Origin of the sequence: Parasphingomonas halimpatiens, from assembly GCF_036663795.1 — a bacterium.
Classification (GTDB): domain Bacteria; phylum Pseudomonadota; class Alphaproteobacteria; order Sphingomonadales; family Sphingomonadaceae; genus Sphingomonas.
This window is the reverse complement of the sequence record NZ_JAXOJP010000003.1, coordinates 218,094-241,582: the sequence shown is the minus strand read 5'-3', so window position 1 is coordinate 241,582 and position 23,489 is coordinate 218,094. Positions and strand designations below refer to the sequence as shown.

Genomic DNA, 23,489 nt, shown 5'->3' with positions numbered 1-23,489 from the left:
GGGCGACGGGCCATTTCGTGCAAGAGGCGCGACCATAAGGGGTTCATGTCGCCGGGGTGCTGTGGCACAGTCGTCACATGCAGGGATTCTCGCGCAGAATGAGACAGGTTGGCAACGTCGCACTGGCGATGGTCGCACTGTGCTGCGTCGGAGGTTCGGCGTCGGCGCAGGACGAGAGCGATTTTCAGGCCTATCTCGCGACGCTGCGGGCGCAGTCACAGGCGGCCGGGGTCACGCGTGGGACGATCGATACCGTGTTTCCGACATTGACGCTCAATACGCGCGTCGTGCAGCTCGATCGTGCCCAGCCCGGCAGCGATCCCAACGCGCCGCCGCCCAATTTCGAGCCCTATCGCGTGTCGCACATCGACGCTGCGCGGATCAGCCGTGGCCGACAGGCCTATCAGGCGCAACGCTATCGCCTGCAGCGCATTGAACAGCAGACCGGCGTGCCCGAATCGATCATGGTCGCGATCTGGGGCAATGAGACCAATTACGGCACCTTCATGGGAAATTTCGACATTCCCCGCGCGCTCGCGTCGCTCGCCTATGACGGGCGCCGCCGCGAGCTGTTCGCCAGCGAATTTGTCGATTCGCTCAAGATGATCGATCGCGGGGTGCCGGCGGAACGGCTGAAAGGGAGTTGGGCCGGCGCGATGGGCGGCCCGCAATTTTTGCCGTCGATCTATCTGCGACTCGCACGCGACGGTGATGGCGACGGCCGCGCCGACATCTGGACCAGCGATGCCGACACGCTCGCCTCGATCGCCAATTATTTCGCCAATGCCGGGTGGCGGCCTGGCCAACCCTGGGGCCTCGCCGTGAGTGTGCCGCCGGGCTTCGACCGCAGCCAGATCACCAACCGCCTGCTGTCGCCGCGTTGCGCCAAGGTGTTCGCGCGACACAGCGGCTGGAAGACGATGGCCGAGTGGCGTGCGCTGGGCATGGCGCCGGTTTCGCGTGCCTGGCCCGGGGACACGGTGCTGGCAACGTTGATCGAACCCGACGGACCGGGCAAGACGGCCTATCTGCTGACCGGGAATTATCGCGTGATCCTCGATTATAACTGCTCGAATTTCTACGCTTTGGCGGTTGGCCTGTTGTCCGATGCGGTCGTGCAATAGCCATGACAGCGACAATCATCATGCTTGCCGCGCTGGCGGCACAGGCGACACCCGCCCGCCCGTCACCGGGCGTGTCCGAATCGCCCGTCGCGCGGATGCCGGTATCGTCGCTCGACGGAGCGCCGCCGCCCGACCTGCCGCAGGGTGCGGGGCCGCGAGGGACCTCAGGCGAGCAACGCTATGATGCGACAGGTTATGCCAGTGTAGCCGAACGCGACGGCGATCCGACGGCGATCACCGTAGCCGGCGACGGCGTGGCGCAGGGAAGCTTCGTCGAGATCACCGCGCTCGACAGCGGCAAGACGATCATCGCCCTGGTCAGCGGCCATGGCAGCGGCGATGGGATTATCGACCTTTCGCCGGCCGCGGCGCGATCGCTGGGCGTCGATCGCGGGCCCGCCGCCGTGCGCGTCCGCAACGTGACCCCGATACCGCAGGATCAGGTTGCGCTGCGCAGTGGCCGCGCCGCCTCACCGCGGATCGACGCGCCGCAGACGCTGCTCGTTGCGCTGCGCAAGCGGTTGCCAGCGGCTGCGCCATCGCGTCCGACCAGGCGCCCGTTGCCGCCAACGCGGCCGATGCCTCAGGCTGGCGCATCCTATCCCTTGCCTGCCGACGCCGCTCAGCCCGAGCCGGCACCGGTCCCGCCACGGCGCCCCGGGGCCAGCTACGCGCCGCCGCGCGGCCAGATGGCACCGGCCACCTCGGGCTGGTACGTTCAGGTCGCCGCGCTGTCGTCGCTGGCGCGCGCCCAGGCGCTGGTCGGCAGCCTTGGCGGTGGACGCGTGGTATCGAGCGGCGGCGTCCACCGCGTCCAGATCGGACCCTATGGCAATGCCGCGACCGCCACGCAGGCGCGTGACGATGCGGCGCGACGCGGCTATGCCGGCGCCCGCGTCGTGCATGACTGATGCGCCATGACGACCTTGCACTCTCCCCCCAAGCGTAAAGACGGACCCGCCCCGATGAAGAAATTGCTCGCCGCCACCGCCCTGTCGCTCGGCCTGGCGGTCCCCGGCATGGCCGCCGCGCCGACCTTCGATACGCCCGCGCCGGTCGCCTTCATGGTCGACACCTCCTCGGGCGCTGTGCTCTTCGCCAAGGATGCCGACCGCCGCATGCCGCCCGCGTCGATGGCCAAGATGATGACCGTCTATGTCGCCTTCGACCTGATCAAGCAGGGCAAGCTCAAGCTGAGCCAGGAGATCGAGGTCCAGCCCGAGACGTGGCGCAAATGGCATTCGCAGGGTTCGACGATGTTCCTCGGCGTCGGCGAGAAGCCGACGGTTGCCGATCTGCTCAAGGGCATCGTCACGCTGTCGGGCAATGACGCGTGCGTCGTGCTCGCCGAGGGGATTTCCGGGACCGAGGAAGCGTTCGTCACGCAGATGAACCAGAAGGCCGCCGATCTGGGCCTGACCAACAGCCATTTCGGCACGTCGAACGGTTGGCCCGACAATGGCGTGACCTATGTCACCGCGCGCGACCTCGCCAAGCTCGCCACCGCGACGATCAACGACTTCCCCGATATGTACCGGCAGTTCTACTCGCTGCGCAATTTCACCTGGGGCAAGACGCTGGGTGGCGGCAACCCGATCAGCCAGGACAATCGCGACCCGTTGCTCGGCAAGGTCGCCGGCGCCGACGGCCTCAAGACCGGCCATACCGAAGAGGCCGGCTATGGTTTCACCGGCTCGGCGAAACAGGGCGACCGGCGGCTGGTACTGGTGCTTGCCGGGCTTGGCAGCGCCGGACAGCGCATCGACGAGTCGGTCAAGTTCATGAACTGGGGCTTCCGCGCGTGGCAGGCCAAGCTGGTCGTCGCCAAGGGCAAGCTGGTCGATACCGCCGAGGTGCAGCTCGGCAGCGCCAACCATGTCGGGCTGATCGCGCCGGAAAATCTCAACGTTACCCTGCCGGGCGGCGCGACCCCCGACCTGCAGGGCAGGGTCGTCTATGACGGGCCGATCAAGGCGCCGATCAAGGCCGGACAACACATCGCCGACCTCGTCATCACCACGCCCGACATGCAGCCTCAGCGCGTGCCACTGGTCGCGGCCGAGGACGTGCCGCTGGCCGGATTCTTCGGTCGCGCCTGGGCCGGCCTGAAGGGGCTGTTTGGCGGGTGACACGCGGGCGCTTCATCTCGCTGGAAGGCGGCGAGGGGGCGGGCAAGTCTACCCAGGCGAAGCGACTGGCCGCCGCGCTGGGCGCGCGCGGTATCGCGACGCTCGTCACGCGTGAGCCCGGCGGCAGCGAAGGCGCCGAGGCGATTCGCGGGCTGCTGATGCAGGGTGCGGTGACGCGCTGGAGCCCGCACAGCGAGGCATTGCTGTTCGCCGCCGCGCGCGCCGACCATGTCGAGAAGCATATCAATCCGGCGATCGGTGCCGGGACCTGGGTGATCTGCGACCGTTTCGTCGATTCGTCGCGCGCCTATCAGGGCGTGGCGGGTGGGATCGACGATGCCGCCGTGCTGGCGCTGCATGCCTTTGGTTCGCGCGGGCTGCTGCCCGATCGCACCTTCGTGCTCGAGCTCTCGCCCGAACAGGGGCGCGCGCGCGCCGCAGTTCGTGACGGCGCCGGTGCCGACCGCTTCGCCGCGCGCGGGGAGCGCTTCCATGCCGATGTTGCGGCGGCGTTCCGGCGTTTCGCCACCGCGGAGCCGGAGCGCTTCCGGATGATCGATGCCGGTGGATCGGCGGATGACGTCACGGAGAAGCTGCTCGTCGGTCTCGGCGACCTGCTGCCATGACGGTCCTGCCGCTCGGTAACGAGGCCGCGCACGACGTCTTTGCCGCGGCGATGGCCAGCGGCGTGCTGCACCATGCCTGGCTGTTCGCGGGGCCGCTGGGGGTGGGCAAGGCGAGTTTCGCGCGAGCGGCGGCGCTGCGCATGCTGGTGGAGGGTGCCTCGCCCGGTACGCTGCCGCCCGGGTTCGACGTGCCCGAGCAGGACCGGACGCGCTCGCTGATCAATGCCGGGTCGCATCCCGACTATCGCGAAATGGCGCGCCTGCCCAAGGACCCCGACAAGCCCGGACAGGACCTCGCCCGCAGCATCTCGATCGCCCAGGTGCGTGCGCTCCAGCCGATGTTCGCGACGACACCGTCGATGTCGTCAAGGCGTGTGGTGCTGATCGATGCGATCGACGATCTCGAGCGCGGCGGGGCGAACGCGTTGCTCAAGAATCTCGAAGAGCCGCCGCAGGGGACGATCTTCCTGCTGATCAGCCACGCGCCGGGGCGCTTGTTGCCGACGATCCGCTCGCGCTGCCGGCTGCTGCGCTTCGAGGCGCTCGGCGACGATGCCATGACGTCAATCCTTCACGAACGCCTGCCAAAGGCGGATGCGGCCGAGATTGCCGCGCTGGTTCGGGCGGGCGAGGGCTCGCCCGGGCGCGCGCTGGGTTATGCCGGTCTCGATCTCGGCGCGCTCGACGATGCGCTGGCGGCGATCGCGCGCGACGGCGACGAAGGCAACAAGCGGCGTGGCGCGCTGGCGCGGTCGCTGGCGCTCAAGGCGGCGCAGCCGCGCTACGAGGCGTTTCTCGATCGCGTGCCGGCATTCATCGCCGGCGCGGCGCGGACACGGCAGGGGCCGGCGCTGCGCACCGCGCTCGACAGCTATGACGCGGCGCGCAGCCTGGCGGCGAGCGCGCGCGGCTTGTCGCTCGATCCGCAGGGCACGGTGTTCGAGATGGCCGGGCTGGTCGCCCGGCTGGCGGGGCGGGGTTGATCGCTGGCCGGTTCGGCATTGCCGCTGACAAGCGTTGCCGTCGGCGCGTTTCGATCTTACCAGCCACGCATGGCCGAACCTTATTACATCACCACCGCAATCAGCTATCCCAATGGCCGGCCGCATATCGGCCATGCCTATGAGGCGGTCGCCGCCGATGCGATCGCGCGCTTCCACCGCCAGGCCGGGCGCGACGTGCGCTTCCAGACCGGTACCGACGAGCACGGCCTGAAGATGATGCAGACGGCGCGCGACCGTGGCGTCGAGACGCGCGCACTAGCTGACGAGATGTCAGGCTATTTCAAGGTGATGGATGATCGCCTGAATATTTCCTATGATCGCTTCATCCGCACCGTCGAACCTGATCATCACGCCGCAAGCGTGGCGATCTGGGAGGCGATGGCGGCGGCCGGCGATCTGTATCTCGATCGCTATGAGGGCTGGTATTCGGTCCGCGACGAGGCGTTCTACGACGAGAAGGAACTGGTCGACGGGGAAGGGGGGGCAAAGCTGTCGCCGCAGGGCACTCCGGTGGAGTGGACCGCCGAAGAGACGTGGTTCTTCCGCCTGTCGAAATATCAGCAACCTTTGCTCGACCTCTATGCCGCGCAGCCCGACTTCATCCGGCCCGAGGCACGCCGCAACGAGGTGATGCGCTTCGTCGAGGGTGGCCTGTCCGACTTGTCGGTGTCGCGCACCAGCTTCGACTGGGGGGTGAAGGTACCGGGCAGCCCAGGCCATGTGATGTATGTCTGGGTCGATGCGCTGACCAATTATCTTACCGGCGTCGGTTACCCCGACGATCAGGCGATGATGGCGCGATACTGGCCGGCGGATGTGCATATCATCGGCAAGGATATCGTGCGTTTTCATGCCGTTTACTGGCCCTGCTTCCTGATGTCCGCGAACTTGCCGCTGCCGCGCCAGGTGTTCGGGCACGGCTTCCTGCTCAACCGCGGCGAGAAGATGTCGAAGTCGCTCGGCAACGTCACCGACCCGATCGCGCTGATCGACCATTTCGGGGTCGATGCGGTGCGCTATTTCCTGTTGCGCGAAGTCAGCTTCGGGCAGGACGGGAGCTATTCGGCCGAGGCAATCGTCACGCGCTGCAACGCCGATCTTGCCAACAATCTCGGCAATCTCGCGCAGCGCAGCCTGTCGATCATCGCCAAGAATTGCGACGGGCACGTGCCGGCCGCTGGTGAACGAACCGTGGCCGAGGATGCGCTTATCGCCAGCGTCGACGCAGCCGAGGCCGGCATGCGGTCGGCAATGGCAGAACTGGCAATCCACAGTGCGCTCGAGGCGGTGTGGGCGGCGGCGCGCGAGGCCAACCAGTATTTCGCCGAGCAGGCGCCGTGGAGCGTGCGCAAGACCGATCCAGTGCGCGCCGACACGATCCTGTATTATGCGGTCGAGGCGATCCGGCGGATCGCTATCATGGCGCGCTGGGCAATCCCGGCCAGTGCGGACCAGCTTCTGGATCTGCTCGGGCAGGCGGCCGATGCGCGCGACTTCGTCGCACTGGCGACCCCGATCGTCTCGGGCACGGCGTTGCCGGCGCCGAGCGGCGTCTTTCCCCGGCTCGAGCTCCCGGCCGAGGTGGCGGCCTGATGCTCGCCGACAGCCATTGCCATCTTAATTACAAGGGATTGGTCGAGCGCCGCGACGAGGTGCTCGCCCATGCGCGCGCGCGCGGCGTCACCGCGATGCTGAATATTGCGACGCGCGAAAGCGAATGGGACGATGTCGTCGCGACGGCCGAACAGGAACCGGATGTGTGGGCGACGGTCGGCATCCATCCGCACGAAGCCGACAAGCACCCCGATGTCGATACGGCGAAACTGGTCGGCCGTGCGGCGCATCCGCGCGTCGTCGGGATCGGCGAGAGCGGCCTCGATTATTATTACGATCATAGCGACCGCGACCGCCAGAAAGCGAGCTTTCGCTCGCATATCGCGGCAGCGCGCGAGACCGGGCTGCCGATTGTCGTCCACACCCGTGACGCAGAAGACGACACCGCTGCGATCCTGCGCGAGGAAATGGGGAAGGGGGCCTATCCCGGCGTGATCCATTGCTTTACCGCGAGCGAAGCCTTTGCCGATATCGCGCTCGACCTGGGTTTCTATATCTCGATCTCGGGTATCGTCACCTTCAAGAATGCGCGCGAGCTGCAGGCCACGGTGGCGCGGCTGCCGATCGAACGGCTGCTGATCGAGACAGATGCGCCCTTCCTCGCGCCGGTGCCGCATCGCGGGAAGCCGGGCGAGCCGGCCTTCGTCGCCGACACCGCGGCGTTCCTGGCCAATCTGCGCGGCGAACCGCTCGACGAACTGTGCAACCGCACGGCCGAGAATTTTCACGCACTGTTCGCCAAGACGCGGGCGTGAAGGTACGCATCCTCGGTTCGGGCACCTCGTCGGGCGTGCCGCGCATCGGCAACGATTGGGGCGAGTGCGACCCGACCGAACCGCGCAACCGGCGCACCCGCGCCTCGATCATGGTCGAGAGCGCGACGACGCGGATCCTCGTCGATACCAGCCCCGATCTGCGCGCGCAGCTGCTCGACGCCGATGTCGCGGCGTTTGATGCGGTGATCTGGACCCACGACCATGCCGACCACTGCCACGGCATCGACGATCTGCGACAGGTGTTCCACGCGACCGGCAAACCGCTGCGCGGCCTGGCGCGACCGGCGACGCGCGAATCGCTCGAAACGCGCTTCGGTTACGTCTTTCACGGGCGCGACGGTTATCCGCCAACGGTCGCGATGGAGGACCTGCCCGATGCGCTTACGATCGGCGACATCACGGTGCGCGTCGCCGACCAGCCGCACGGCAATATCACCTCCGCAGGATTGCGGTTCGAGTCGGAGCGCGGCACGATCGGCTATGCGACCGACCTGCACGACATGACCGACGCGATGCGATCGCTTTACGCCGGTCTCGATATCTGGATCGTCGACGCACTGCGTCGGCGACCGCATCCATCGCATCCCGATCTGCCGACGGCACTGACGTGGATCGCCGACCTCGCGCCGCAACGCGCCGCGCTCGTCCATATGGACCAGTCGATGGACTACGCTACATTATGTGCCGAACTGCCCGTCGGCGTCGAACCGGGTTATGACGGCCTCGAGATGATGCCATGAACGATCAACTGCCCAGCACCATCTATTACGGCATCTGGCTGGCGATCCTCGTCTCGGCCTTTGCGGTGCGCCGTGTGCCGCTGCGCTCGGGCCTCAAGATGGCGCTGGCCTGGGTCGGCATCTTCGCTGTCGTGCTGATGATCGCCAGCGGTCGTGAGCGCTATGCCGGTTGGTGGTCGAGCGCGCGCCAGATGATCGACGGCCCGGACCAGACCGTCGTCGGTGGCGCACTGCGCGTGCCGATGGATGCCAGCGGGAGCTTCTTCGTCACCGCGACGATCAACGGCGTCGAGCGGCGCATGCTGGTCGACAGCGGGGCATCGAGCACGACGATCAGCACCGAAACCGCGCGGGCGGCGAAGATCGACATCGAGCAAAGTCCGTTTCCGATCATTCTCAATACCGCCGGCGGTCCGATCACCGCGCGCGTCTCGACGATCCACAAGCTGGTGATCGGCCCGATTCAGGTCACCGATCTGACGGCCTATGTCACGCCGACGATCGGCGACACCGATGTCGTGGGCATGAATTTCCTGTCCCGGTTAAAGAGCTGGCACGTGGAAGGGCGCACCTTGCTCCTCCAGCCGCAATGATGAGTACATTTTACATAATGTATATTATCGAACTGAAGGATGGGGCAGGCCGGGGGAGCCCCCTGTCATGATATCGCGGCTCGTGGCGATCATGGCGCGGCTGCGCGATCCGGTCAGCGGCTGCGAATGGGACGTCGCGCAGGATTTCGCGACGATCGCGCCGTACACCATCGAGGAAGCCTATGAGGTCGCCGACGCGATCCAGCGTGGCGACATGGCCGACCTCAAGGATGAACTCGGCGATCTGCTGCTCCAGGTCGTGTTTCATGCGCGGATGGCCGAGGAAGCCGGTTTGTTCGCGCTGCCTGACGTCGTGACGTCGATCAGCGACAAGATGGAACGCCGCCACCCGCATATCTTTGGCGACCGGCCCGAAGGCGGTCATTATTTGTGGGAGCAGATCAAGGCCGAGGAACGTGCCGCCAAAACCACTTCTGGCGCCGGTGCGCTCGACGGCGTGGCGCTGGGCCTGCCCGCCTTGTTGCGTGCCGAGAAACTCCAGAAGCGTGCTGCGCGCACCGGTTTCGACTGGCCCGACGCTGAGGGCGCACGGGCCAAGGTCGATGAGGAAATCGCCGAGGTCGAGGCGGCCACCAATGCGGCCGAGCGCGAGGAAGAGATTGGCGACCTGCTGTTCGCGGTGGTCAACTGGGCGCGCAAGCTGGGTATCGATCCCGAAGCGGCGTTGCGCGCCGCCAACGGTAAATTCGAGAAGCGTTTCAAGGCGATGGAAGCCGTAGCGGGTAATGTGTTCGAGGCGCTCGACCTCGACGCCAAGGAAGCGCTGTGGCAGCAGGTCAAGCGGAACGGATCATGACCGCCATGCCCGATTTTCAGCTCGAGGCCTTCTTCTCGCGCTGGGAATTCGCGGCCCGCTATCACCTTACCGCGTCCGACGCCGAAACGCTGTCACTCGCAGAATTGCTCGATCTCGCATCTCCTGAGGATCGTGCGGCCTACGAAAACCTACGTCTGAGCTATACCGAGACCTTCGGCGCGCCCGACCTGCGCGACGCGATCGCCGCGACTTATGATCAGCGAACAGCGGCCGACATCCTGTGCTTCGCTGGCGCCGAGGAAGGCATCTACGCCGCGATGCGGGTCATGCTGAGCGCGGACGACCATGCGATTGTCGTGACACCCAATTATCAGGCGGCCGAGACGGTGCCGCTGGCGATCTGTGCGGTGACCGGCGTGCCGCTCGATCCCGAGCAGGGCTGGACTTTGGACATCGACCGCGTCGCGGCGGCAATCCAACCGGAAACCCGGCTGGTTTCGATCAACTTTCCGCACAACCCGACCGGCAAGATCCTCGAGCGTGACCGCTTCGATGCCCTGATCGACCTTTGTCGCAAGCACGGCCTGTGGTTGTTCAGCGACGAAGTCTATCGTCCGCTGGGTCGCGAGGGTGTCAGCCACCTGCCCCAGGTCGCGGATGTTTACGAGCGCGGGCTCTCGCTCGGCGTAATGTCCAAAGCCTATGGCCTGCCGGGGTTGAGGATTGGCTGGATCGCCTGCGCCGACCGCGAACTGCTCGGCCGGCTCGAACGCTACAAACACTATCTGTCGATCTGCAATGCCGGGCCGTCCGAGCGCCTTGCGCTTATCGCGCTCAAGGCGCGCGCGCCGATCCTCGCCCGCAACTGCGCGCTGGTGACGCGCAATCTCGCGCTGTTCGACACCTTTTTCGCCGAGCGGCCGGACCTCTTCTCGTGGCAAAGGCCCGACGGGGGATGCGTCGGCTATCCCCGCTATCTCGGGACCGACGGTGTCGGTGCCTTCGCGGAACGGCTGGTCGAGGAAGCGGGCGTATTGGTGCTGCCGTCGGACATTTACCGCTCAGCTTTGGGCCCTACCCCGCACGACCGCTTTCGCGTCGGCTTTGGTCGCGCCGGGATCGAGGCGGGCCTGACCGCCTTTCGAACGCATCTCGCAAAACACTATTAAATATCTGATAATGCGATGTAAAATCTACAAAGTACGTTGCTTGAACCGTTCGTAGTCGCGCTCGGTCATGCGTACCTCGTAGATGACCTGATCGTTGCCGGTTTCATGGCTGAGGACCTCGCCATGCTGGTGGAGCCAGGCGGCACCCGCGCCATCCGATTGGTCGATCGCGATATGGTAGCGACGATGCGCCTCGGTGAGCAGCGCGGCGACGGTTTCGATCAGTTTGTCGATCCCCTCCCCCGTAATCGCCGAGAGCGTCACGACATCGTCGCGACCGACGGCTTGCGCCAGCGCGTCCTCGCGCGCCTCGCCGTGCAGCAGGTCGAGCTTGTTCCACGCCTCGATCCGCGGCGTCGTGTCGGCCACCCCGATCTCGCGCAGCACCTTCTCGACATCGTCGCGCTGCGCCTTGCTGTCGGGATGCGCGATATCGCGGACATGGATCAGCAGGTCGGCCGAGACTACTTCCTCCAGCGTCGCCTTGAACGCCGCGACGAGTTGGGTCGGCAGTTCGGAGACGAAACCCACCGTGTCGGACAGGATCGCCTTGTCGATCCCGGGCAGCGAAATCTGCCGCAAGGTCGGGTCGAGCGTGGCGAACAGCAGATTTTCCGCCATGACGTCAGCACCGGTCAAGCGATTGAACAGCGTTGATTTTCCGGCGTTGGTGTAACCGACCAGCGCGATCACCGGCCAGGGCGCGCGCTGGCGCCGCTCACGGTGCAGGCCGCGCGTGCGGCTGACTTGGTCGAGTTCCTTGCGCAGCCGCGCCATGCGGTCGCGGATCAGGCGACGGTCGGCCTCGATCTGCGTCTCACCCGGGCCGCCGAGGAAGCCAAAGCCACCGCGCTGGCGTTCGAGATGGGTCCAGCTGCGCACCAGCCGGCCAGCCTGATAATCGAGATGCGCGAGTTCGACTTGGAGGCGGCCCTCGGCGGTCGCAGCGCGTTCGCCGAAGATTTCGAGGATCAGCCCGGTACGGTCGATCACCTTGGCACCGAGCGCGGTTTCGAGATTACGCTGCTGCACCGGGGTCAGCGACGCGTCGAACACCACCAGATCCGCTTCTTCCATCCGGACGGTCGCGGCCAGCGCCTCGGCCTGGCCGCTGCCGATCAGCGTTGCCGGCTTGGGCGCACGGACACGGATGGCGACTTTGTCGGCCACAGTAATGCCAATCGCCTCGGCTAGCCCGGCGGTTTCGGCAAGACGCGCATCGGCGTCGCGCGCCGCATCGCCCTGGTCGGGCAGGACGATGACGGCGCGCGCACCGCGCGCGAATTCACCACGATCGCGTTCAAATCCTGTGGTCAATCGTCATCCGAACCAGCTGATTCTTCAGCAAGATTGAGGGGGTGCGCCGGCTGGATCGTCGACACGGCATGCTTGTAGACGAGCTGCGACATGCCTTCGCGCTGCAGCAGCATGCAAAACAGGTCGAACGCCGCAATATGGCCCTGCAGCATCACGCCGTTGACCAGGAACATGGTGACATTGTCGTTCGACTTGCGCACCGCGTTGAGGAAAATCTCCTGCAGCAAGGGTTGCTTCTTCTGAGCCTCGCCGACCATGTCGATGATCGCCGCGACATCGACCGCGCTCGATGGCATGATGGTCGAGATGGCGTGTTTGTAGATCAGCTGCGACTGGCCATCGCGGCGCAACAGCACCGAGAAATTGTCGAACCAGGTGACAATCCCCTGCAGCTTCACGCCCTTGACGAGGAACATCGTCACGGGGGTCTTCGAGCGGCGCAGGGCGTTGAGGAAGAGGTCTTGCAGCGAGGTCTGCTTGTCGGCCATCGGTCGATCCTTTGTTCTTGGCGGCATATAGCCGCTGTGCGCCGTTTCCCGGCGTCGGGGCGCACCGGGTGGTGCACAGGATCAATCTAGGTACGCCGCGGCGATACGTCCACTGGGGAGCGATCAATAATGCCGCCTGCGCTCAATCCTCGCGCGTTTCGGTGATACCGAGCAGCTTCAACTTGCGGTGCAGGGCTGAGCGCTCCATCCCGATAAAGGTCGCCGTCCGCGAGATGTTGCCCGAAAAGCGGCGGATCTGGACGCGGAGATATTCGCGCTCGAAGGATTCGCGTGCCTCGCGCAGCGGCGACCCCATGATCGCGTTGCTTCCGCCACCAATCTCGCCCGGATCACCAAGAACTTCGGCGGGCAGCATGTCGAGATCGATCCGGCCGATCCGGTCACCCGGCGCGAGAATGATCGTCCGCTCGACGACGTTGCGCAACTGGCGGACATTGCCCGGCCATTCGTAGCTTTGCAGCGCGACCATCGCATCGGGCGCGATCTCCGGGGTCGGGACGCGACGATCATTGGCGTAATGCGCCATGAAGTGCGTGACGAGCGCCGGAATGTCTTCGCGGCGGTCGGTCAGGCTCGGGATCGTCACGGGGACGACATTGAGGCGGTAATAGAGATCTTCGCGGAAGCGGCCTTCGGCGATTTCATGCGTGAGATCGCGTGCCGTTGCCGAGACGACGCGAACATCGACCTTGACCACGCGCTGCCCACCGATGCGCGTGAAGCTCTGGTCGGTCAGCACGCGCAGGATGCGTGCCTGTGTTGCGATCGGCATGTCGGCGATCTCGTCGAGGAACAAGGTTCCGCCATGCGCTTGTTCGAGCAGGCCCGGGCGAACGAGGTCCCCGCCCTCTTCCACACCGAACAATTCCTCCTCGACGCGCTCGGGCGTCATGCGCGCCGCGCTGACGATGACGAACGGTGCATCGACACGCTGACTCCAGCCGTGGAGCAGCCGTGCAGCAACTTCCTTGCCGACGCCGGCGGATCCCATGATCAGCACGCGGCTGCCGGTTGAGGCGACGCGTTTCAGCGTTGCGCGCACCGCATTGATCGCCGTCGAGCTGCCGGTGAGATCGGTGTCGCGGCCGACCGAAAGCCGCAGGCTGGCGACCTCGCGCTTGAGCCGCTCGGTCTCCGTCGCGCGGCCGACCATCAGTAACAGGCGTTCGGCCTGGAACGGCTTTTCGATGAAATCGGCGGCACCCCGGCGGATTGCAGCGACCGCCGTGTCGAGATTGCCATGGCCCGAGATCATCAGCACGGGGATCGACGGGTCGCGGCGCTTGATCTCGTCGAGCAGTTCGAGCCCGTCGAGCCGCGAGCCCTGTAGCCACACGTCGAGCAGAACCAGCGATGGGCGGCGCTCGGCGATCGCCTCGAGCGCGGCGTCGCTGTCGCCAGCGGCGCGTGTGCCATAGCCCTCATCCTCCAGCACACCCGCGACCAGTTCGCGAATGTCACGTTCGTCGTCGACGATGAGGATATCGAGCGCCATGGGTCAGGTCCGGTTGGAAGCGAATTCGCGCGCATTGTCATCCGCGCCATCGGTGGTTTCGACCGCGCCCAGCGCAGCCGTATCGAAGGTGATCGTCACGCAGGTGCCACCGCCGATACGGTCGGTGAAGGCGATCGTGCCGAAATGCTCCTCGACGATCTTCTTGACGATCGCCAGGCCGAGCCCGGTACCGCGCGCGCGCGTGGTGACATAGGGCTCTACGATGCGGTCGCGCGCCGCCGGCAACCCGATGCCATTGTCCTCGACCTCGATCGTCATGCAGCCATGCTTTTCGCGCAGGATCATCGCGATCCGGCCCGGGTCCCCCTCGCCACGCGCCTCCACGGCCTCGACGGCGTTCTTGACGATATTGGTCAGTGCCTGGCCGAGCTGGCGGCGGTCGCACACCATCGTCCAGTCTTCGAGCCGGTTGTCGAGCGAGAAGGTGATCGCCGGGTGGGCGACCTCATGGAGGAACAGGGTCTGCCGTGCGATATCGACGATATTGTCGGGCCGGAAAATCGGCTTGGGCATGCGCGCGAACGAAGAAAATTCGTCGACCATGCGGCGCAGGTCGCCGACCTGCCGCACGATCGTATCGGTGAGCTTGGCAAAGGTACCGTCGTCGTTCTCGATCTGCCGGCCATAACGGCGCTGCAGCCGTTCGGCGGCAAGCTGGATCGGCGTGAGCGGGTTCTTGATCTCATGCGCAATGCGCCGTGCAACGTCCGACCAGGCGGCGCGGCGTTGGTCGAGCAGCTGGCCGGTAATGTCGTCGAAGGTCAGGATCGGGCCTTCCTCGGCCCGTGTGATCTTGACCGCTAGCGTCCGTGCTTCAGGACCCTCGTCGATCTCGACGATCGCCTCGCGCTCGCCGCTGTCGATAAAGGCCGCCAGTTCGGGTGAGATGCTGGCAAGCGGCCGGCCGACCGGGCTGTCGGGGCCGGTTTCGAGGAGGGTCTCGGCGGAACGATTGATCAACCTGATACTGCCGTCACCTGAAATCGAGATCACACCTGCGGTAACCCCCGACATCACCGCTTCGATCAGCGCGCGGCGGCTTTCCAGCGCACCGGTCTGCGCTTGTAGGCGGACCGTCATCGTGTTGAACGCGACCCCGAGCGCGCCGATCTCGTCGTCACTGGTCGGGTCCGGCACGCGTGCCGTCAAATCACCGGTGGCAACGCGGTGCGCCGCGACGACCAGTTCGCCGACAGGCCGAACGAGTCGGTCGGCAACTTCGAGCGCGATCCATACCGCGACAAGGATGATGAGCAGCGAGATCGCCAGGAGCGCGGCGTTGAACTTGAGCTGCAGCGAGCGCGAGCGCGCCAGCAGGTCGTGATAGCTGGAGAGCACCGCGATACTGCGTTTCGATTGGGTCTCCATGACCTGCACGTCGGAAATCGCCACGGCCAGCAGGAAGACGTTGGTGGTACCGGGTACCATGGTGAGCGTCTTGATCCGGTCACCCGAAACCCTTGTGATGCTCCCGATCCCGCCCCGCAGCGCGTCCAGGTCGGCCGTCGATACCTCACGCGCGACGTCGAGCTTGTCCGGGTTGACCTGGATGATTTCCTGGACATTGTTCTTGTCCGGCGAAATGAACAGGAAACCGTCCGACAGGCTGCGCCAGTACAACTGCCTGCCGAAATAATTGGGAAACTCGCGCGACTGCAGTTTGACCTGCAGGTTTTCGGAAATGTCGGTTGCCATCGTGACGGTCTGGTCGCGCCAACGGTGCAGCATCTGATCGTAGGACGTCTTTGCCACCCCGGTGGCATTCTCGATCATGCTGCGTGCCTGGTCCGAATACCAGAACTGGACGCCGTATTGAAAAAGCAGCGAAGCAAACACCACTACGAACAACGTCGGCACGGCCGCGATCACCGAAAAGAGCGCGACGAGGCGGACATGCAATTGTCCGCGTCCGCCCATCGGCAAGCGAGCGGCACGGCGCATCGCGATCCGGCGTCCGCCCAGCACTAGCAAGGCAACGCCGGGCACCAGGTTGGCGACGAGCAGCAGCGCTACGACCGGAGGACTTAACAACGATTGCGAACCGGCGTTGCCGGTGATGGTGAAATAGCTCGCCAAAGCGATTGCCACCGCTGCAGCAATCACCAGAATCTCGACGGCAGGCGCGATCATCAACCGGCGCCGAAGGCCGATCAGGGTCGCTGGAACTGCCGTGTCGGCTTGCATCGTGCTTTTCATACAACGCAACCGTTGCAAGGAAAACACACAATCGCACCGTTGGTCGCGACGTCGAACCGTTCGACCGTTCCTAGCCGGGATCGATCCCCAGTGAGTCGAGCCGTTTGCGTAAGGTGTTGCGGTTGATGCCGAGCGCTTTCGCCGCGCGCAGCTGATTTTGGCCGTGCCGGGCGAGCAGCGCCAGGATCAGCGGTTTCTCGACCTCGCCGATGACGCGATCATAGAGCGTACCATCGGCGAGCGCGCCGGGCTCCTCGATCGCCAGGCGATCGAGCATGGCGAGGACCGCTGCCTCGATGCCGCCATCGCCACCTTGCGACGGCCCGCTGGATCGCTCGCCCAGCATCGTGAGGATATCGCTCTCGCCGATCCGATCGTCACGGCTGAGCACCGCGACGCGCCGCATCATATTTTCGAGCTCGCGGACATTGCCGGGCCAGTCGTGCCGCTCGAGCATCGCGATGGCGCCGGGATCGAGCGACTTGCGCGGCAGGCCGCTTTCCGCCGCCAGGTCAAGGAAGTGACGCGCCAGCAACGCGATGTCCTGGCGCCGGGCGCGCAACGCCGGCAGCGTCACGGGCACGACGTTGAGGCGGTAGAACAGATCCTCGCGGAACTGGCCGCCCGCGACGAGCTGGGCAAGGTCCTTGTTGGTCGCGGCGACGATGCGCACGTCCGCCCGGATCGTCCGCGCACCGCCGACGGTGGTGAATTCGCCCGATTGCAGGACACGCAGCAACCGGGTCTGTGCCTCCATCGGCATGTCGCCGATCTCATCGAGGAACAAGGTACCGCCCGCCGCCTGCTCGAACCGGCCCGCGCTGCGCGCCTGGGCACCGGTGAAGGCGCCGCGCTCATGGCCGAACAGTTCGGCCTCGATCAACTCGCGCGGGATCGCTGCCATGTTGATCGCGACAAAGGGTGCTTTCCGTCGCGGACCGAGATCATGGACGGCGCGCGCCACCAGTTCCTTGCCGGTGCCGGACTCACCCGAGATCAGCACCGTCAGGTCGTTCGATACGACGCGGGCGATGATGCGGTAGACATCCTGCATCGCCGGCGAGCGGCCGATCAGCGGCAGCGCGCGATCTTCCTCGCCGAGCGGTTCGCCGCCGCCGCCGCCATCGCCGCGCACCAGCGCGCCGCTGACCGCGCGCGCCAGCACGTCGAGGTCGAACGGCTTGGGGAGATAGTCATAGGCGCCAGCCTCGGTCGATCGCACCGCGGTCGTGAGGGTGTTCTGGGCGGACAGCACGATGACCGGCAGGCCGGGATGTTCCAGCGTCAGTGTTGCCAGCCTGTCGAGGCCATTGCCGTCGGGCAGCATCACATCGGTGATCAGGACGTCGGGCAAGGCGGCGGCGAGGTGCACTTCCATCTCGGCCAGCGTTGCCGCCGTCGTCACGTGATGTCCCTGACGCCGCAAGGCCTGTGCGACGACGGTACGGATCGCCGCATCGTCATCGACCACGAGGATCTGGCCGTGGAGCTTCATGACGTTCCTCGCGGTAGCAGGATGCGGAATACGGTCGAGGGCGGCGATCCCTCGCGCGCATATTGCACGATACCCCCCATGTCGCGGACGAGCTTGTCGACCAGCGACAGCCCCAGCCCCTGCCCCTCGCGCTTGGTGCTGACGAACGGGTCGAACAGATGCTCGGCAATCTCGTCGGGCGCGCCCGGCCCGTTGTCGATCACGCACAACTCGATCGGCAGTGCCTGGCGCGGACGACCGGGCGCGGGACTGACCGCCATGCCGTGGCGGAAGGCGGTCGAGATGGTGATTCGCGCGTCGGGCTGGCCGGCGATCGCCTCGTAGGCGTTCTTGATCAGGTTGATCATCACCTGGAGCAAGGCGTCGCGGTCGACCAGCACCGGCGGGAGCGATGGGTCGAAACGCTCGTCGATCCTCACGTCGCGCGCGAACCCCGCCAGCGCGACGCGCCGGGCATGGTCGAGCAGCGGGTAGATATTGGTGGAGGCCAGTGCCGGTGGCCGCGTGTCGGTGAAACCCTGCATGCTGTCGATCAATGCCGCGATGCGATCGACCTCGGTGGTGATCAGCGTGGTCAGCTCATCGCTTCCCTCGCCGCCGCCGGCGAGCAACTGCGCCGCGCCGCGAATCCCCGACAGCGGATTTTTGATTTCATGCGCCAGCATCGCCGCCGCACCGACCGCAGCGCGCGCCGCCGAGGCGCGGTCGGCGCTGTGGCCGAGGCGGCGCGAGGCCGCGTCGTTGTGCAGCACGATCACGCGCCAGCCCGGATGATCGGCGACCTGAGATTCGAGATAGTCGACGCGCAGGCTCCCGCCACGCGCCAGGTCGATCTCGACGTCGAACGCGGCGAAGCCATGCTCGGCGCGGCGGCCGGGCTCGCCGGGCGCCTGCAACACGCTGTCCAGCGGCTGGCCGAGCATCGCCCGCTCCGACAGGTTGAGCAGATTCTCGCAATCGGCATTGGCATGGACGATGCGCCGGTCGGGATCGGTGACGAGCAACGCGACCGGAACCGCGGCGAACAGTTCGGCGAAACTCGGACCCACCCCCGCCGTCATGACGTCATGCCGCAGCGCGGCTCAGCCACGGCGTGTAGAATTCGGCGAGCATCGCCTTGACGACACGGGGATCGGGTTCCTGATTGCAGCGGTTGCGGAACTCGGCCGAACCATGCAGCCCGCGGGTGTACCAACCGATATGCTTGCGCGCCATGTTGACGCCGGTCTCAATCCCGTAATGCGTCAGCATCGCGTCGTAATGTTCTGCGATCAGGGCATATTGTTCATCGAGGCCCGGGTCGGGCACGCGTCGGCCGGTGGCGAACCACTCCATGACCTGGCCGAGCAGCCATGGCCGGCCATAGGCACCGCGACCGATCATCACGCCATCGGCGCCCGACTGGTCGAGCGCGGCGTCGGCATCCTCGATCGAGCAGATGTCGCCATTGGCGATGACCGGCAAAGATACGGCGTTCTTGACGTTGCGAATGAACGCCCAGTCGGCTTCGCCTTTGTACATCTGGTTGCGCGTCCGGCCATGGACGGTGATCAGCTTGACGCCGAGATCCTCGGCGATGCGCGCGAGTTCGGGTGCGTTGAGGCTGGTGTGATCCCAGCCCATGCGCATCTTGAGCGTCACCGGCACTGACACTGCCTTGACGGTCGCCTCGATGATCGCCGCGGCGAGCGGGAGGTCGCGCATTAGTGCCGACCCCGCATCGCCGTTGACGATCTTCTTGACCGGGCAACCCATGTTGATGTCGATGATCGCCGCGCCGCGCTCCTCATTGAGCTTCGCCGCCTCACCCATCTCGCGCGGTGAACAGCCCGCCAGTTGCATCGACACCGGCTCTTCGACCGCGTGCCACGCCGCCTTTTGCAGCGATTGCCGCGTCTCGCGGATCATCGCCTGGCTGGCGATCATCTCGGTGACGTTGAGGCCCGAGCCATAGCGTCGCACCAGCGTACGGAACGGCATGTCCGTGACGCCGGTCATCGGTGCCAGGATAACCGGGCGTTCGATCCGGACGGGTCCGATCTGGATGGGGGCGAGCGTGCGCATGGTCTGCCTGAAAAACGGGCAGCCTATAGGCGAGCAACGCCAACGCGGCAAGGCTGGCGGGCGACGCGGCCTTGGGCTAGGCGAGCGGCATGACGCCGCCCCGCATTGCCGCGCTGATCGTTGCCGCCGGACAGGGCGTCAGAAGCGGCGCCGCCCTTCCCAAGCAGTTCGCCGCCTTGGCGGGCAAGCCGATGATCGCGCACAGCCATGCCGCGCTGACCGCCCATCCCGCCATCGACGAGGTGCTGGTTGCGATCGGCGCGGGGCAGGAAAGCCTGTTGCACGATGCGGTTGGCGACGTGCGCCAAGTGCCGGGCGGTGCGAGCCGGCGCATGTCGGTGCGTAACGGCCTCGAGGCGCTCGCTGCCGACGCGCCCGACTATGTCCTGATCCATGATGCTGCACGCCCGTTCGTCCCCGGCGCTGTCATCGATCGGCTGATCGCGGCGCTGACGCGGGATCCGGGTGCCGTGCCCGCTTTGCCCGTTGCCGATACCTTGGTGCGCGGCGATGGAGCGCTCGGCGCGGTGGTGCCGCGCGATGGCTTGCACCGCGTCCAGACGCCGCAGGCGTTCCGTTTCGCCGATATTCTCGCTGCCCATCGCAACTGGCAGGGTGACGAACCGACCGACGACGCGCAGATGCTGCGCGCGGCCGGCGGCACGGTCGCCCTGGTCGAGGGAGATATGATGCTCGAAAAGATCACCCATCCCGCCGATTTCGCCGCCGCCGAGGCGCGCCATGGCGGCACGCTCGTCTCGCGCAGCGCGAGCGGCTACGATGTCCACCGGCTCGAGCTGGGCGAGGAATTGTGGCTCGGCGGGATATTGATCCCGCACGACAAGGGGTTGTCGGGGCATAGCGACGCCGATGTTGCGCTCCATGCCATCACCGACGCGTTGCTCGGCACGATCGCCGCCGGCGACATCGGCATGCATTTCCCGCCGAGCGACCCGCAATGGCGTGGTGCCGACTCGGCCAAGTTTCTTCAGCACGCCGCCGGGCTGGTCGCGACGCAGGGCGGCACCATCGATTTCATCGACCTCACGCTGATCTGCGAAGCGCCGAAGATCGGACCGCACCGCGACGCAATGCGCGCGCGGATCGCGGACCTGTTGCAGCTGCCAATCGCTCGGATTAGCGTCAAGGCAACGACGACCGAGAAGCTCGGCTTTACCGGGAGGAGCGAAGGAATCGCGGCCCAGGCGGTGGCAACCGTCCGGGTTCCGGCCGTTTAGGAAGAACCGCATCATGACGAGCGACCCGGTCAAGGCCGACACGATCCTGCCCACCGCGCTGGTGGATGCCGCGCGGCGCGTCGTCGAGGCGAACCGCGCGATCGGCCGCACGATCGCGCTGGCGGAGAGCTGCACCGGCGGGCTCGTCGCGGCGGCGATCACGGAGATTCCCGGCTCGTCGGAAATTCTCGATGCCGGGTTCGTCACCTATTCAAATGGCGCCAAGATGGACCTGCTCAAGGTCAGCAACGACGTGCTCGAAACCTTCGGCTCGGTCTCGGTAGCGACCGCCTGGGCGATGGCGCAGGGTGCGCTCGAGGTCAGCGGCGCCGATGTCGCGGTGGCGATCACCGGCATTGCCGGCCCGGATGGTGGCAGCGAGAAGAAGCCGGTGGGCACAGTGGTGTTCGCCCGCGCCGAGAAGAATGCCGATCCAGGGCAGGTCGTGGCCGACCGGCGGCATTTCGGCGATCTCGGTCGCGGCGGCGTGCGGCTTCAGGCGGCGCTGTGCGCGCTCGAACTGCTGATGCCTGATTCGCCGGCGCCGTAGAGCACCGCGGCGCGTTCCTCGAAGGCGCCGATCATCTTGCGCAGTGCCGAGCCGAATACCTGGCCGGCGAGCATTTCGAACATGCGGTTCTTGAACTCGAAATCGACGCTGAAATCGACCTGGCAGCCGGCCGGGTCGGGCCGGAACTGCCAGTCGTTGCGCAGATATTTGAGCGGGCCGTCGAGATAGTCGACGTGGATGGCGTTCGGCCGCGTCTTGCCGACCTTCGAGGTGAAGGTTTCGCGCAGCCCCTTGAAGCCGACGATCAGGTCGGCGACCATCTCGGTCGGGCTGTCGTTGCGCACGCGCACCGCCGTCACCCAGGGCAGGAACTCGGCATAACGCGCGACGTCGGCGACCATGTCGAACATCTGCTCGGGCGTGTAGGGCAGCCGGCGCGTCTCGCTGTGGCGCGGCATGTCAGGCCTTTCCGAGCTTGACCTCGCGCGCCGCTCGCAGCTTCGCGAAATCGTCCCCGGCATGATAGCTCGACCGGGTGAGCGGCGAGCTGGCGACGAGCAGGAAGCCCTTGGCGCGGGCGATCGCGGCATAGGCGTCAAACGCCTGCGGGGTGACGAAGTCGATCACCTTGGCGTGGCGCGGTGTCGGCTGTAGATATTGGCCGAGCGTCAGGAAATCGACATCGGCCGAGCGCATGTCGTCCATCACCTGGTGGACTTCCATGCGTGCCTCGCCCAGCCCCATCATCATGCCCGACTTGGTGAACAGCGACGGGTCGTGCCGCTTGACCGATTCGAGCAGCCGCAGCGAGGCGTAGTAGCGCGCGCCGGGGCGAATCGTCGGATAGAGCCGCGGCACGGTTTCGAGATTGTGGTTGTAGACGTCGGGCCCGGCCTCGACGATCGCCTCGACCGCGGCCTGCGCCTTGTTGCGGAAATCGGGCGTGAGGATCTCGATCGTCGTCTTGGGCGTCGTGCGGCGCAGCGCCTGGATCACCTTGACGAATTGCGATGCGCCGCCGTCGGGGAGATCGTCACGATCGACCGAGGTGATGACGATATGTTCGAGGCCAAGCTCGGCGGCGGCATCGGCAGTGTGCTGCGGCTCGAGCGCGTCGACCGCGCGCGGCATGCCGGTCTTGACGTTGCAGAAGGCGCAGGCCCGCGTGCAGGTGTCGCCGAGGATCATCACCGTGGCGTGCTTTTTGGTCCAGCACTCGCCGATGTTCGGACATGCCGCTTCCTCGCACACCGTCGCGAGATTGAGGCGACGCATCAGCGCCTTGGTCTCGGCGAAGCCGACCGAGGTCGGCGCCTTGACGCGGATCCAGTCGGGCTTGCGCTGGCGTGGCGCGGTCGGGGCGAGCGGGGCGATCTCGGTCATGATCCGCGCCAGATAGCGACTGGCGTGGCCGCTTGCCAGCCCCCGCACGGATTGGCAAAGGAGCGGCCATGGCCGACTTCAACGAACTCCTCACCGGGTATCAGCGCTTCCGGCGCGATGACTGGCCGCGGCAGCGCGGTCGCTGGACAGAATTGAGCGAAGGGCAGAGCCCGAAGGTGATGGTCATCGCCTGTTCCGACAGCAGGGTCGATCCCGCGCAGATCTTCGACACATCGCCGGGCGAGATTTTCGTCGTGCGCAACGTCGCCAATCTCGTGCCACCGTTCGAACTCGGCGGCGGGCGCCACGGCGTGTCGGCGGCGCTGGAGTTTGCGGTGACGCAGCTCGAGGTCGGTGAGGTGGTCGTGATGGGGCATGGCTCGTGCGGCGGCGTCGCGGCGGCGATGACCCAGCGCTTTCGCGGGGCCGCGCCCGGCGCGGGCGGTTTCATCGATCACTGGATGGATCTGCTCGATGCGGCGCGCGATCGGATCATCGACGAATTCGGTGAGGGGCCTGGGGGCTTGCGCGAGCTGGAACACGAGACCGTGCGCGTCTCGCTGGCCAATCTGCGCACCTTTCCTTGCATCCCGGAACGCGAAGCGGCCGGGACGCTGAAGCTGCGCGGCGCCTATTTCGCGATCAGCGACGGCGTGTTGCACCTGATGGACGACGAGGGAAGGTTCGCGCCCGCCCCGCTCTGAGCC

The 23,489-nt window shown here is 66.1% G+C and carries 22 protein-coding genes and 1 pseudogene; 14 read left to right on the top strand and 9 right to left on the bottom strand.

Going from position 1 to position 23,489, the window contains the following annotated elements; translation table 11 throughout:
• Positions 1 to 98: 98 nt before the first annotated feature.
• The 11 genes from U1839_RS05085 (at position 99) to U1839_RS05035 (ending at position 10,553) form a co-directional block, all read left to right on the top strand.
• A complete protein-coding gene (locus U1839_RS05085) occupies positions 99 to 1,124 on the top strand; it encodes a lytic murein transglycosylase (protein WP_443030569.1) in 1,026 nt (341 codons plus the stop codon).
• Between the two features lie 2 nt (positions 1,125 to 1,126).
• Positions 1,127 to 2,035, top strand: coding sequence for an SPOR domain-containing protein (locus U1839_RS05080; RefSeq protein ID WP_332802574.1), 909 nt, complete (start codon positions 1,127 to 1,129; stop codon positions 2,033 to 2,035).
• Positions 2,036 to 2,089: 54 nt separating this feature from the next.
• Positions 2,090 to 3,253: a D-alanyl-D-alanine carboxypeptidase family protein gene (locus U1839_RS05075; RefSeq protein WP_332802573.1), complete on the top strand. Its 1,164-nt coding sequence runs from the start codon at positions 2,090 to 2,092 to the stop codon at positions 3,251 to 3,253.
• Positions 3,250 to 3,879, top strand: a complete 630-nt coding sequence (tmk, locus tag U1839_RS05070) for a dTMP kinase (protein ID WP_332802572.1) — start codon at positions 3,250 to 3,252, stop codon at positions 3,877 to 3,879. Before U1839_RS05075 ends, tmk begins: the two co-directional genes overlap by 4 nt.
• Positions 3,876 to 4,862: a DNA polymerase III delta subunit-related protein gene (locus U1839_RS05065; RefSeq protein ID WP_332802571.1), complete on the top strand. Its 987-nt coding sequence runs from the start codon at positions 3,876 to 3,878 to the stop codon at positions 4,860 to 4,862. Before tmk ends, U1839_RS05065 begins: the two co-directional genes overlap by 4 nt.
• Before the next feature lie 69 nt (positions 4,863 to 4,931).
• A complete protein-coding gene (metG, locus tag U1839_RS05060) occupies positions 4,932 to 6,476 on the top strand; it encodes a methionine--tRNA ligase (protein WP_332802570.1) in 1,545 nt (514 codons plus the stop codon).
• On the top strand, positions 6,476 to 7,252 hold the full coding sequence (locus U1839_RS05055) for a TatD family hydrolase (RefSeq protein WP_332802569.1): 777 nt from the start codon (positions 6,476 to 6,478) through the stop codon (positions 7,250 to 7,252). The genes metG and U1839_RS05055 overlap by 1 nt, the downstream gene beginning before the upstream one ends.
• Entirely contained in the window at positions 7,249 to 8,013 is a 765-nt protein-coding gene (locus U1839_RS05050) for an MBL fold metallo-hydrolase (RefSeq protein ID WP_332802568.1), read from the top strand. The genes U1839_RS05055 and U1839_RS05050 overlap by 4 nt, the downstream gene beginning before the upstream one ends.
• Positions 8,010 to 8,606 carry a retropepsin-like aspartic protease family protein gene (locus U1839_RS05045; RefSeq protein ID WP_332802567.1) on the top strand — a complete coding sequence of 199 codons (597 nt, stop codon included), beginning with the start codon at positions 8,010 to 8,012 and terminating at the stop codon, positions 8,604 to 8,606. Before U1839_RS05050 ends, U1839_RS05045 begins: the two co-directional genes overlap by 4 nt.
• Positions 8,607 to 8,673: 67 nt before the next feature.
• Positions 8,674 to 9,423, top strand: a complete 750-nt coding sequence (gene mazG / locus U1839_RS05040; protein ID WP_332802566.1) for a nucleoside triphosphate pyrophosphohydrolase — start codon at positions 8,674 to 8,676, stop codon at positions 9,421 to 9,423.
• Positions 9,420 to 10,553: an aminotransferase class I/II-fold pyridoxal phosphate-dependent enzyme gene (locus U1839_RS05035; RefSeq protein ID WP_332802565.1), complete on the top strand. Its 1,134-nt coding sequence runs from the start codon at positions 9,420 to 9,422 to the stop codon at positions 10,551 to 10,553. The genes mazG and U1839_RS05035 overlap by 4 nt, the downstream gene beginning before the upstream one ends.
• A 24-nt stretch (positions 10,554 to 10,577) precedes the next feature.
• Here U1839_RS05035 and hflX read toward each other — a convergent pair whose 3' ends face one another.
• The 7 genes and pseudogenes from hflX to dusB all read right to left on the bottom strand — a co-directional run bounded on the left by hflX (position 10,578) and on the right by dusB (position 19,650).
• A complete protein-coding gene (hflX, locus tag U1839_RS05030) occupies positions 10,578 to 11,870 on the bottom strand; it encodes a GTPase HflX (RefSeq protein ID WP_332802564.1) in 1,293 nt (430 codons plus the stop codon).
• Positions 11,867 to 12,430, bottom strand: a pseudogene (gene hfq, locus U1839_RS05025) (RNA chaperone Hfq); the annotation flags it as partial. The pseudogene hfq and the gene hflX, both read right to left, overlap by 4 nt.
• A gap of 70 nt (positions 12,431 to 12,500) precedes the next feature.
• Positions 12,501 to 13,874, bottom strand: coding sequence for a nitrogen assimilation response regulator NtrX (gene ntrX, locus U1839_RS05020; protein ID WP_281124368.1), 1,374 nt, complete (start codon positions 13,872 to 13,874; stop codon positions 12,501 to 12,503).
• A 3-nt stretch (positions 13,875 to 13,877) separates the two neighbouring features.
• A complete protein-coding gene (locus U1839_RS05015) occupies positions 13,878 to 16,025 on the bottom strand; it encodes a sensor histidine kinase NtrY-like (RefSeq protein WP_332802562.1) in 2,148 nt (715 codons plus the stop codon).
• A 136-nt stretch (positions 16,026 to 16,161) separates the two neighbouring features.
• Positions 16,162 to 17,586, bottom strand: coding sequence for a nitrogen regulation protein NR(I) (gene ntrC / locus U1839_RS05010; protein ID WP_332802561.1), 1,425 nt, complete (start codon positions 17,584 to 17,586; stop codon positions 16,162 to 16,164).
• Positions 17,583 to 18,647, bottom strand: coding sequence for a two-component system sensor histidine kinase NtrB (locus tag U1839_RS05005; RefSeq protein ID WP_332802560.1), 1,065 nt, complete (start codon positions 18,645 to 18,647; stop codon positions 17,583 to 17,585). Before U1839_RS05005 ends, ntrC begins: the two co-directional genes overlap by 4 nt.
• Before the next feature lie 4 nt (positions 18,648 to 18,651).
• The gene (dusB, locus tag U1839_RS05000; protein ID WP_332802559.1) at positions 18,652 to 19,650 is read right to left on the bottom strand and encodes a tRNA dihydrouridine synthase DusB; all 999 of its coding nucleotides are present in this window, start codon (positions 19,648 to 19,650) and stop codon (positions 18,652 to 18,654) included.
• An 89-nt stretch (positions 19,651 to 19,739) separates the two neighbouring features.
• Between dusB and U1839_RS04995 the strand changes: the two genes are divergently transcribed.
• Positions 19,740 to 20,888: a bifunctional 2-C-methyl-D-erythritol 4-phosphate cytidylyltransferase/2-C-methyl-D-erythritol 2,4-cyclodiphosphate synthase gene (locus tag U1839_RS04995; protein WP_332802558.1), complete on the top strand. Its 1,149-nt coding sequence runs from the start codon at positions 19,740 to 19,742 to the stop codon at positions 20,886 to 20,888.
• 13 nt (positions 20,889 to 20,901) lie between these two features.
• Positions 20,902 to 21,438 carry a CinA family protein gene (locus U1839_RS04990; protein WP_281124374.1) on the top strand — a complete coding sequence of 179 codons (537 nt, stop codon included), beginning with the start codon at positions 20,902 to 20,904 and terminating at the stop codon, positions 21,436 to 21,438.
• On the opposite strand, the gene U1839_RS04985 is transcribed toward U1839_RS04990, so the two are convergent.
• Positions 21,384 to 21,857 (bottom strand): type II toxin-antitoxin system RatA family toxin, encoded by a 474-nt coding sequence (locus U1839_RS04985; protein WP_332802557.1) that lies wholly within the window; start codon positions 21,855 to 21,857, stop codon positions 21,384 to 21,386. The two genes, U1839_RS04990 and U1839_RS04985, sit on opposite strands and share 55 nt — an antisense overlap.
• 1 nt (position 21,858) lies before the next feature.
• Positions 21,859 to 22,782, bottom strand: coding sequence for a lipoyl synthase (lipA, locus tag U1839_RS04980; protein WP_332802621.1), 924 nt, complete (start codon positions 22,780 to 22,782; stop codon positions 21,859 to 21,861).
• Between the two features lie 68 nt (positions 22,783 to 22,850).
• Between lipA and U1839_RS04975 the strand changes: the two genes are divergently transcribed.
• Entirely contained in the window at positions 22,851 to 23,486 is a 636-nt protein-coding gene (locus U1839_RS04975; protein ID WP_332802556.1) for a carbonic anhydrase, read from the top strand.
• Positions 23,487 to 23,489: the final 3 nt, after the last annotated feature.

What these genes read in the sequence shown, in the direction of transcription:
- U1839_RS05055 (WP_332802569.1), top strand. Translation starts at nt 6,476, where the DNA reads ATGCTCGCCGACAGCCATTGCCATCTTAATTACAAGGGATTGGTCGAG.
- ntrX (WP_281124368.1), bottom strand. Translation starts at nt 13,874, where the DNA reads ATGGCGCTCGATATCCTCATCGTCGACGACGAACGTGACATTCGCGAA.
- dusB (WP_332802559.1), bottom strand. Translation starts at nt 19,650, where the DNA reads ATGCGCACGCTCGCCCCCATCCAGATCGGACCCGTCCGGATCGAACGC.
- mazG (WP_332802566.1), top strand. Translation starts at nt 8,674, where the DNA reads ATGATATCGCGGCTCGTGGCGATCATGGCGCGGCTGCGCGATCCGGTC.
- lipA (WP_332802621.1), bottom strand. Translation starts at nt 22,782, where the DNA reads ATGACCGAGATCGCCCCGCTCGCCCCGACCGCGCCACGCCAGCGCAAG.
- U1839_RS05065 (WP_332802571.1), top strand. Translation starts at nt 3,876, where the DNA reads ATGACGGTCCTGCCGCTCGGTAACGAGGCCGCGCACGACGTCTTTGCC.
- U1839_RS05035 (WP_332802565.1), top strand. Translation starts at nt 9,420, where the DNA reads ATGACCGCCATGCCCGATTTTCAGCTCGAGGCCTTCTTCTCGCGCTGG.
- U1839_RS04985 (WP_332802557.1), bottom strand. Translation starts at nt 21,857, where the DNA reads ATGCCGCGCCACAGCGAGACGCGCCGGCTGCCCTACACGCCCGAGCAG.
- U1839_RS04995 (WP_332802558.1), top strand. Translation starts at nt 19,740, where the DNA reads ATGACGCCGCCCCGCATTGCCGCGCTGATCGTTGCCGCCGGACAGGGC.
- U1839_RS05005 (WP_332802560.1), bottom strand. Translation starts at nt 18,647, where the DNA reads ATGACGGCGGGGGTGGGTCCGAGTTTCGCCGAACTGTTCGCCGCGGTT.
- ntrC (WP_332802561.1), bottom strand. Translation starts at nt 17,586, where the DNA reads ATGAAGCTCCACGGCCAGATCCTCGTGGTCGATGACGATGCGGCGATC.
- U1839_RS05080 (WP_332802574.1), top strand. Translation starts at nt 1,127, where the DNA reads ATGACAGCGACAATCATCATGCTTGCCGCGCTGGCGGCACAGGCGACA.
- metG (WP_332802570.1), top strand. Translation starts at nt 4,932, where the DNA reads ATGGCCGAACCTTATTACATCACCACCGCAATCAGCTATCCCAATGGC.
- U1839_RS04975 (WP_332802556.1), top strand. Translation starts at nt 22,851, where the DNA reads ATGGCCGACTTCAACGAACTCCTCACCGGGTATCAGCGCTTCCGGCGC.
- U1839_RS05085 (WP_443030569.1), top strand. Translation starts at nt 99, where the DNA reads ATGAGACAGGTTGGCAACGTCGCACTGGCGATGGTCGCACTGTGCTGC.
- U1839_RS04990 (WP_281124374.1), top strand. Translation starts at nt 20,902, where the DNA reads ATGACGAGCGACCCGGTCAAGGCCGACACGATCCTGCCCACCGCGCTG.
- U1839_RS05075 (WP_332802573.1), top strand. Translation starts at nt 2,090, where the DNA reads ATGAAGAAATTGCTCGCCGCCACCGCCCTGTCGCTCGGCCTGGCGGTC.
- U1839_RS05045 (WP_332802567.1), top strand. Translation starts at nt 8,010, where the DNA reads ATGAACGATCAACTGCCCAGCACCATCTATTACGGCATCTGGCTGGCG.
- U1839_RS05015 (WP_332802562.1), bottom strand. Translation starts at nt 16,025, where the DNA reads ATGATCGCGCCTGCCGTCGAGATTCTGGTGATTGCTGCAGCGGTGGCA.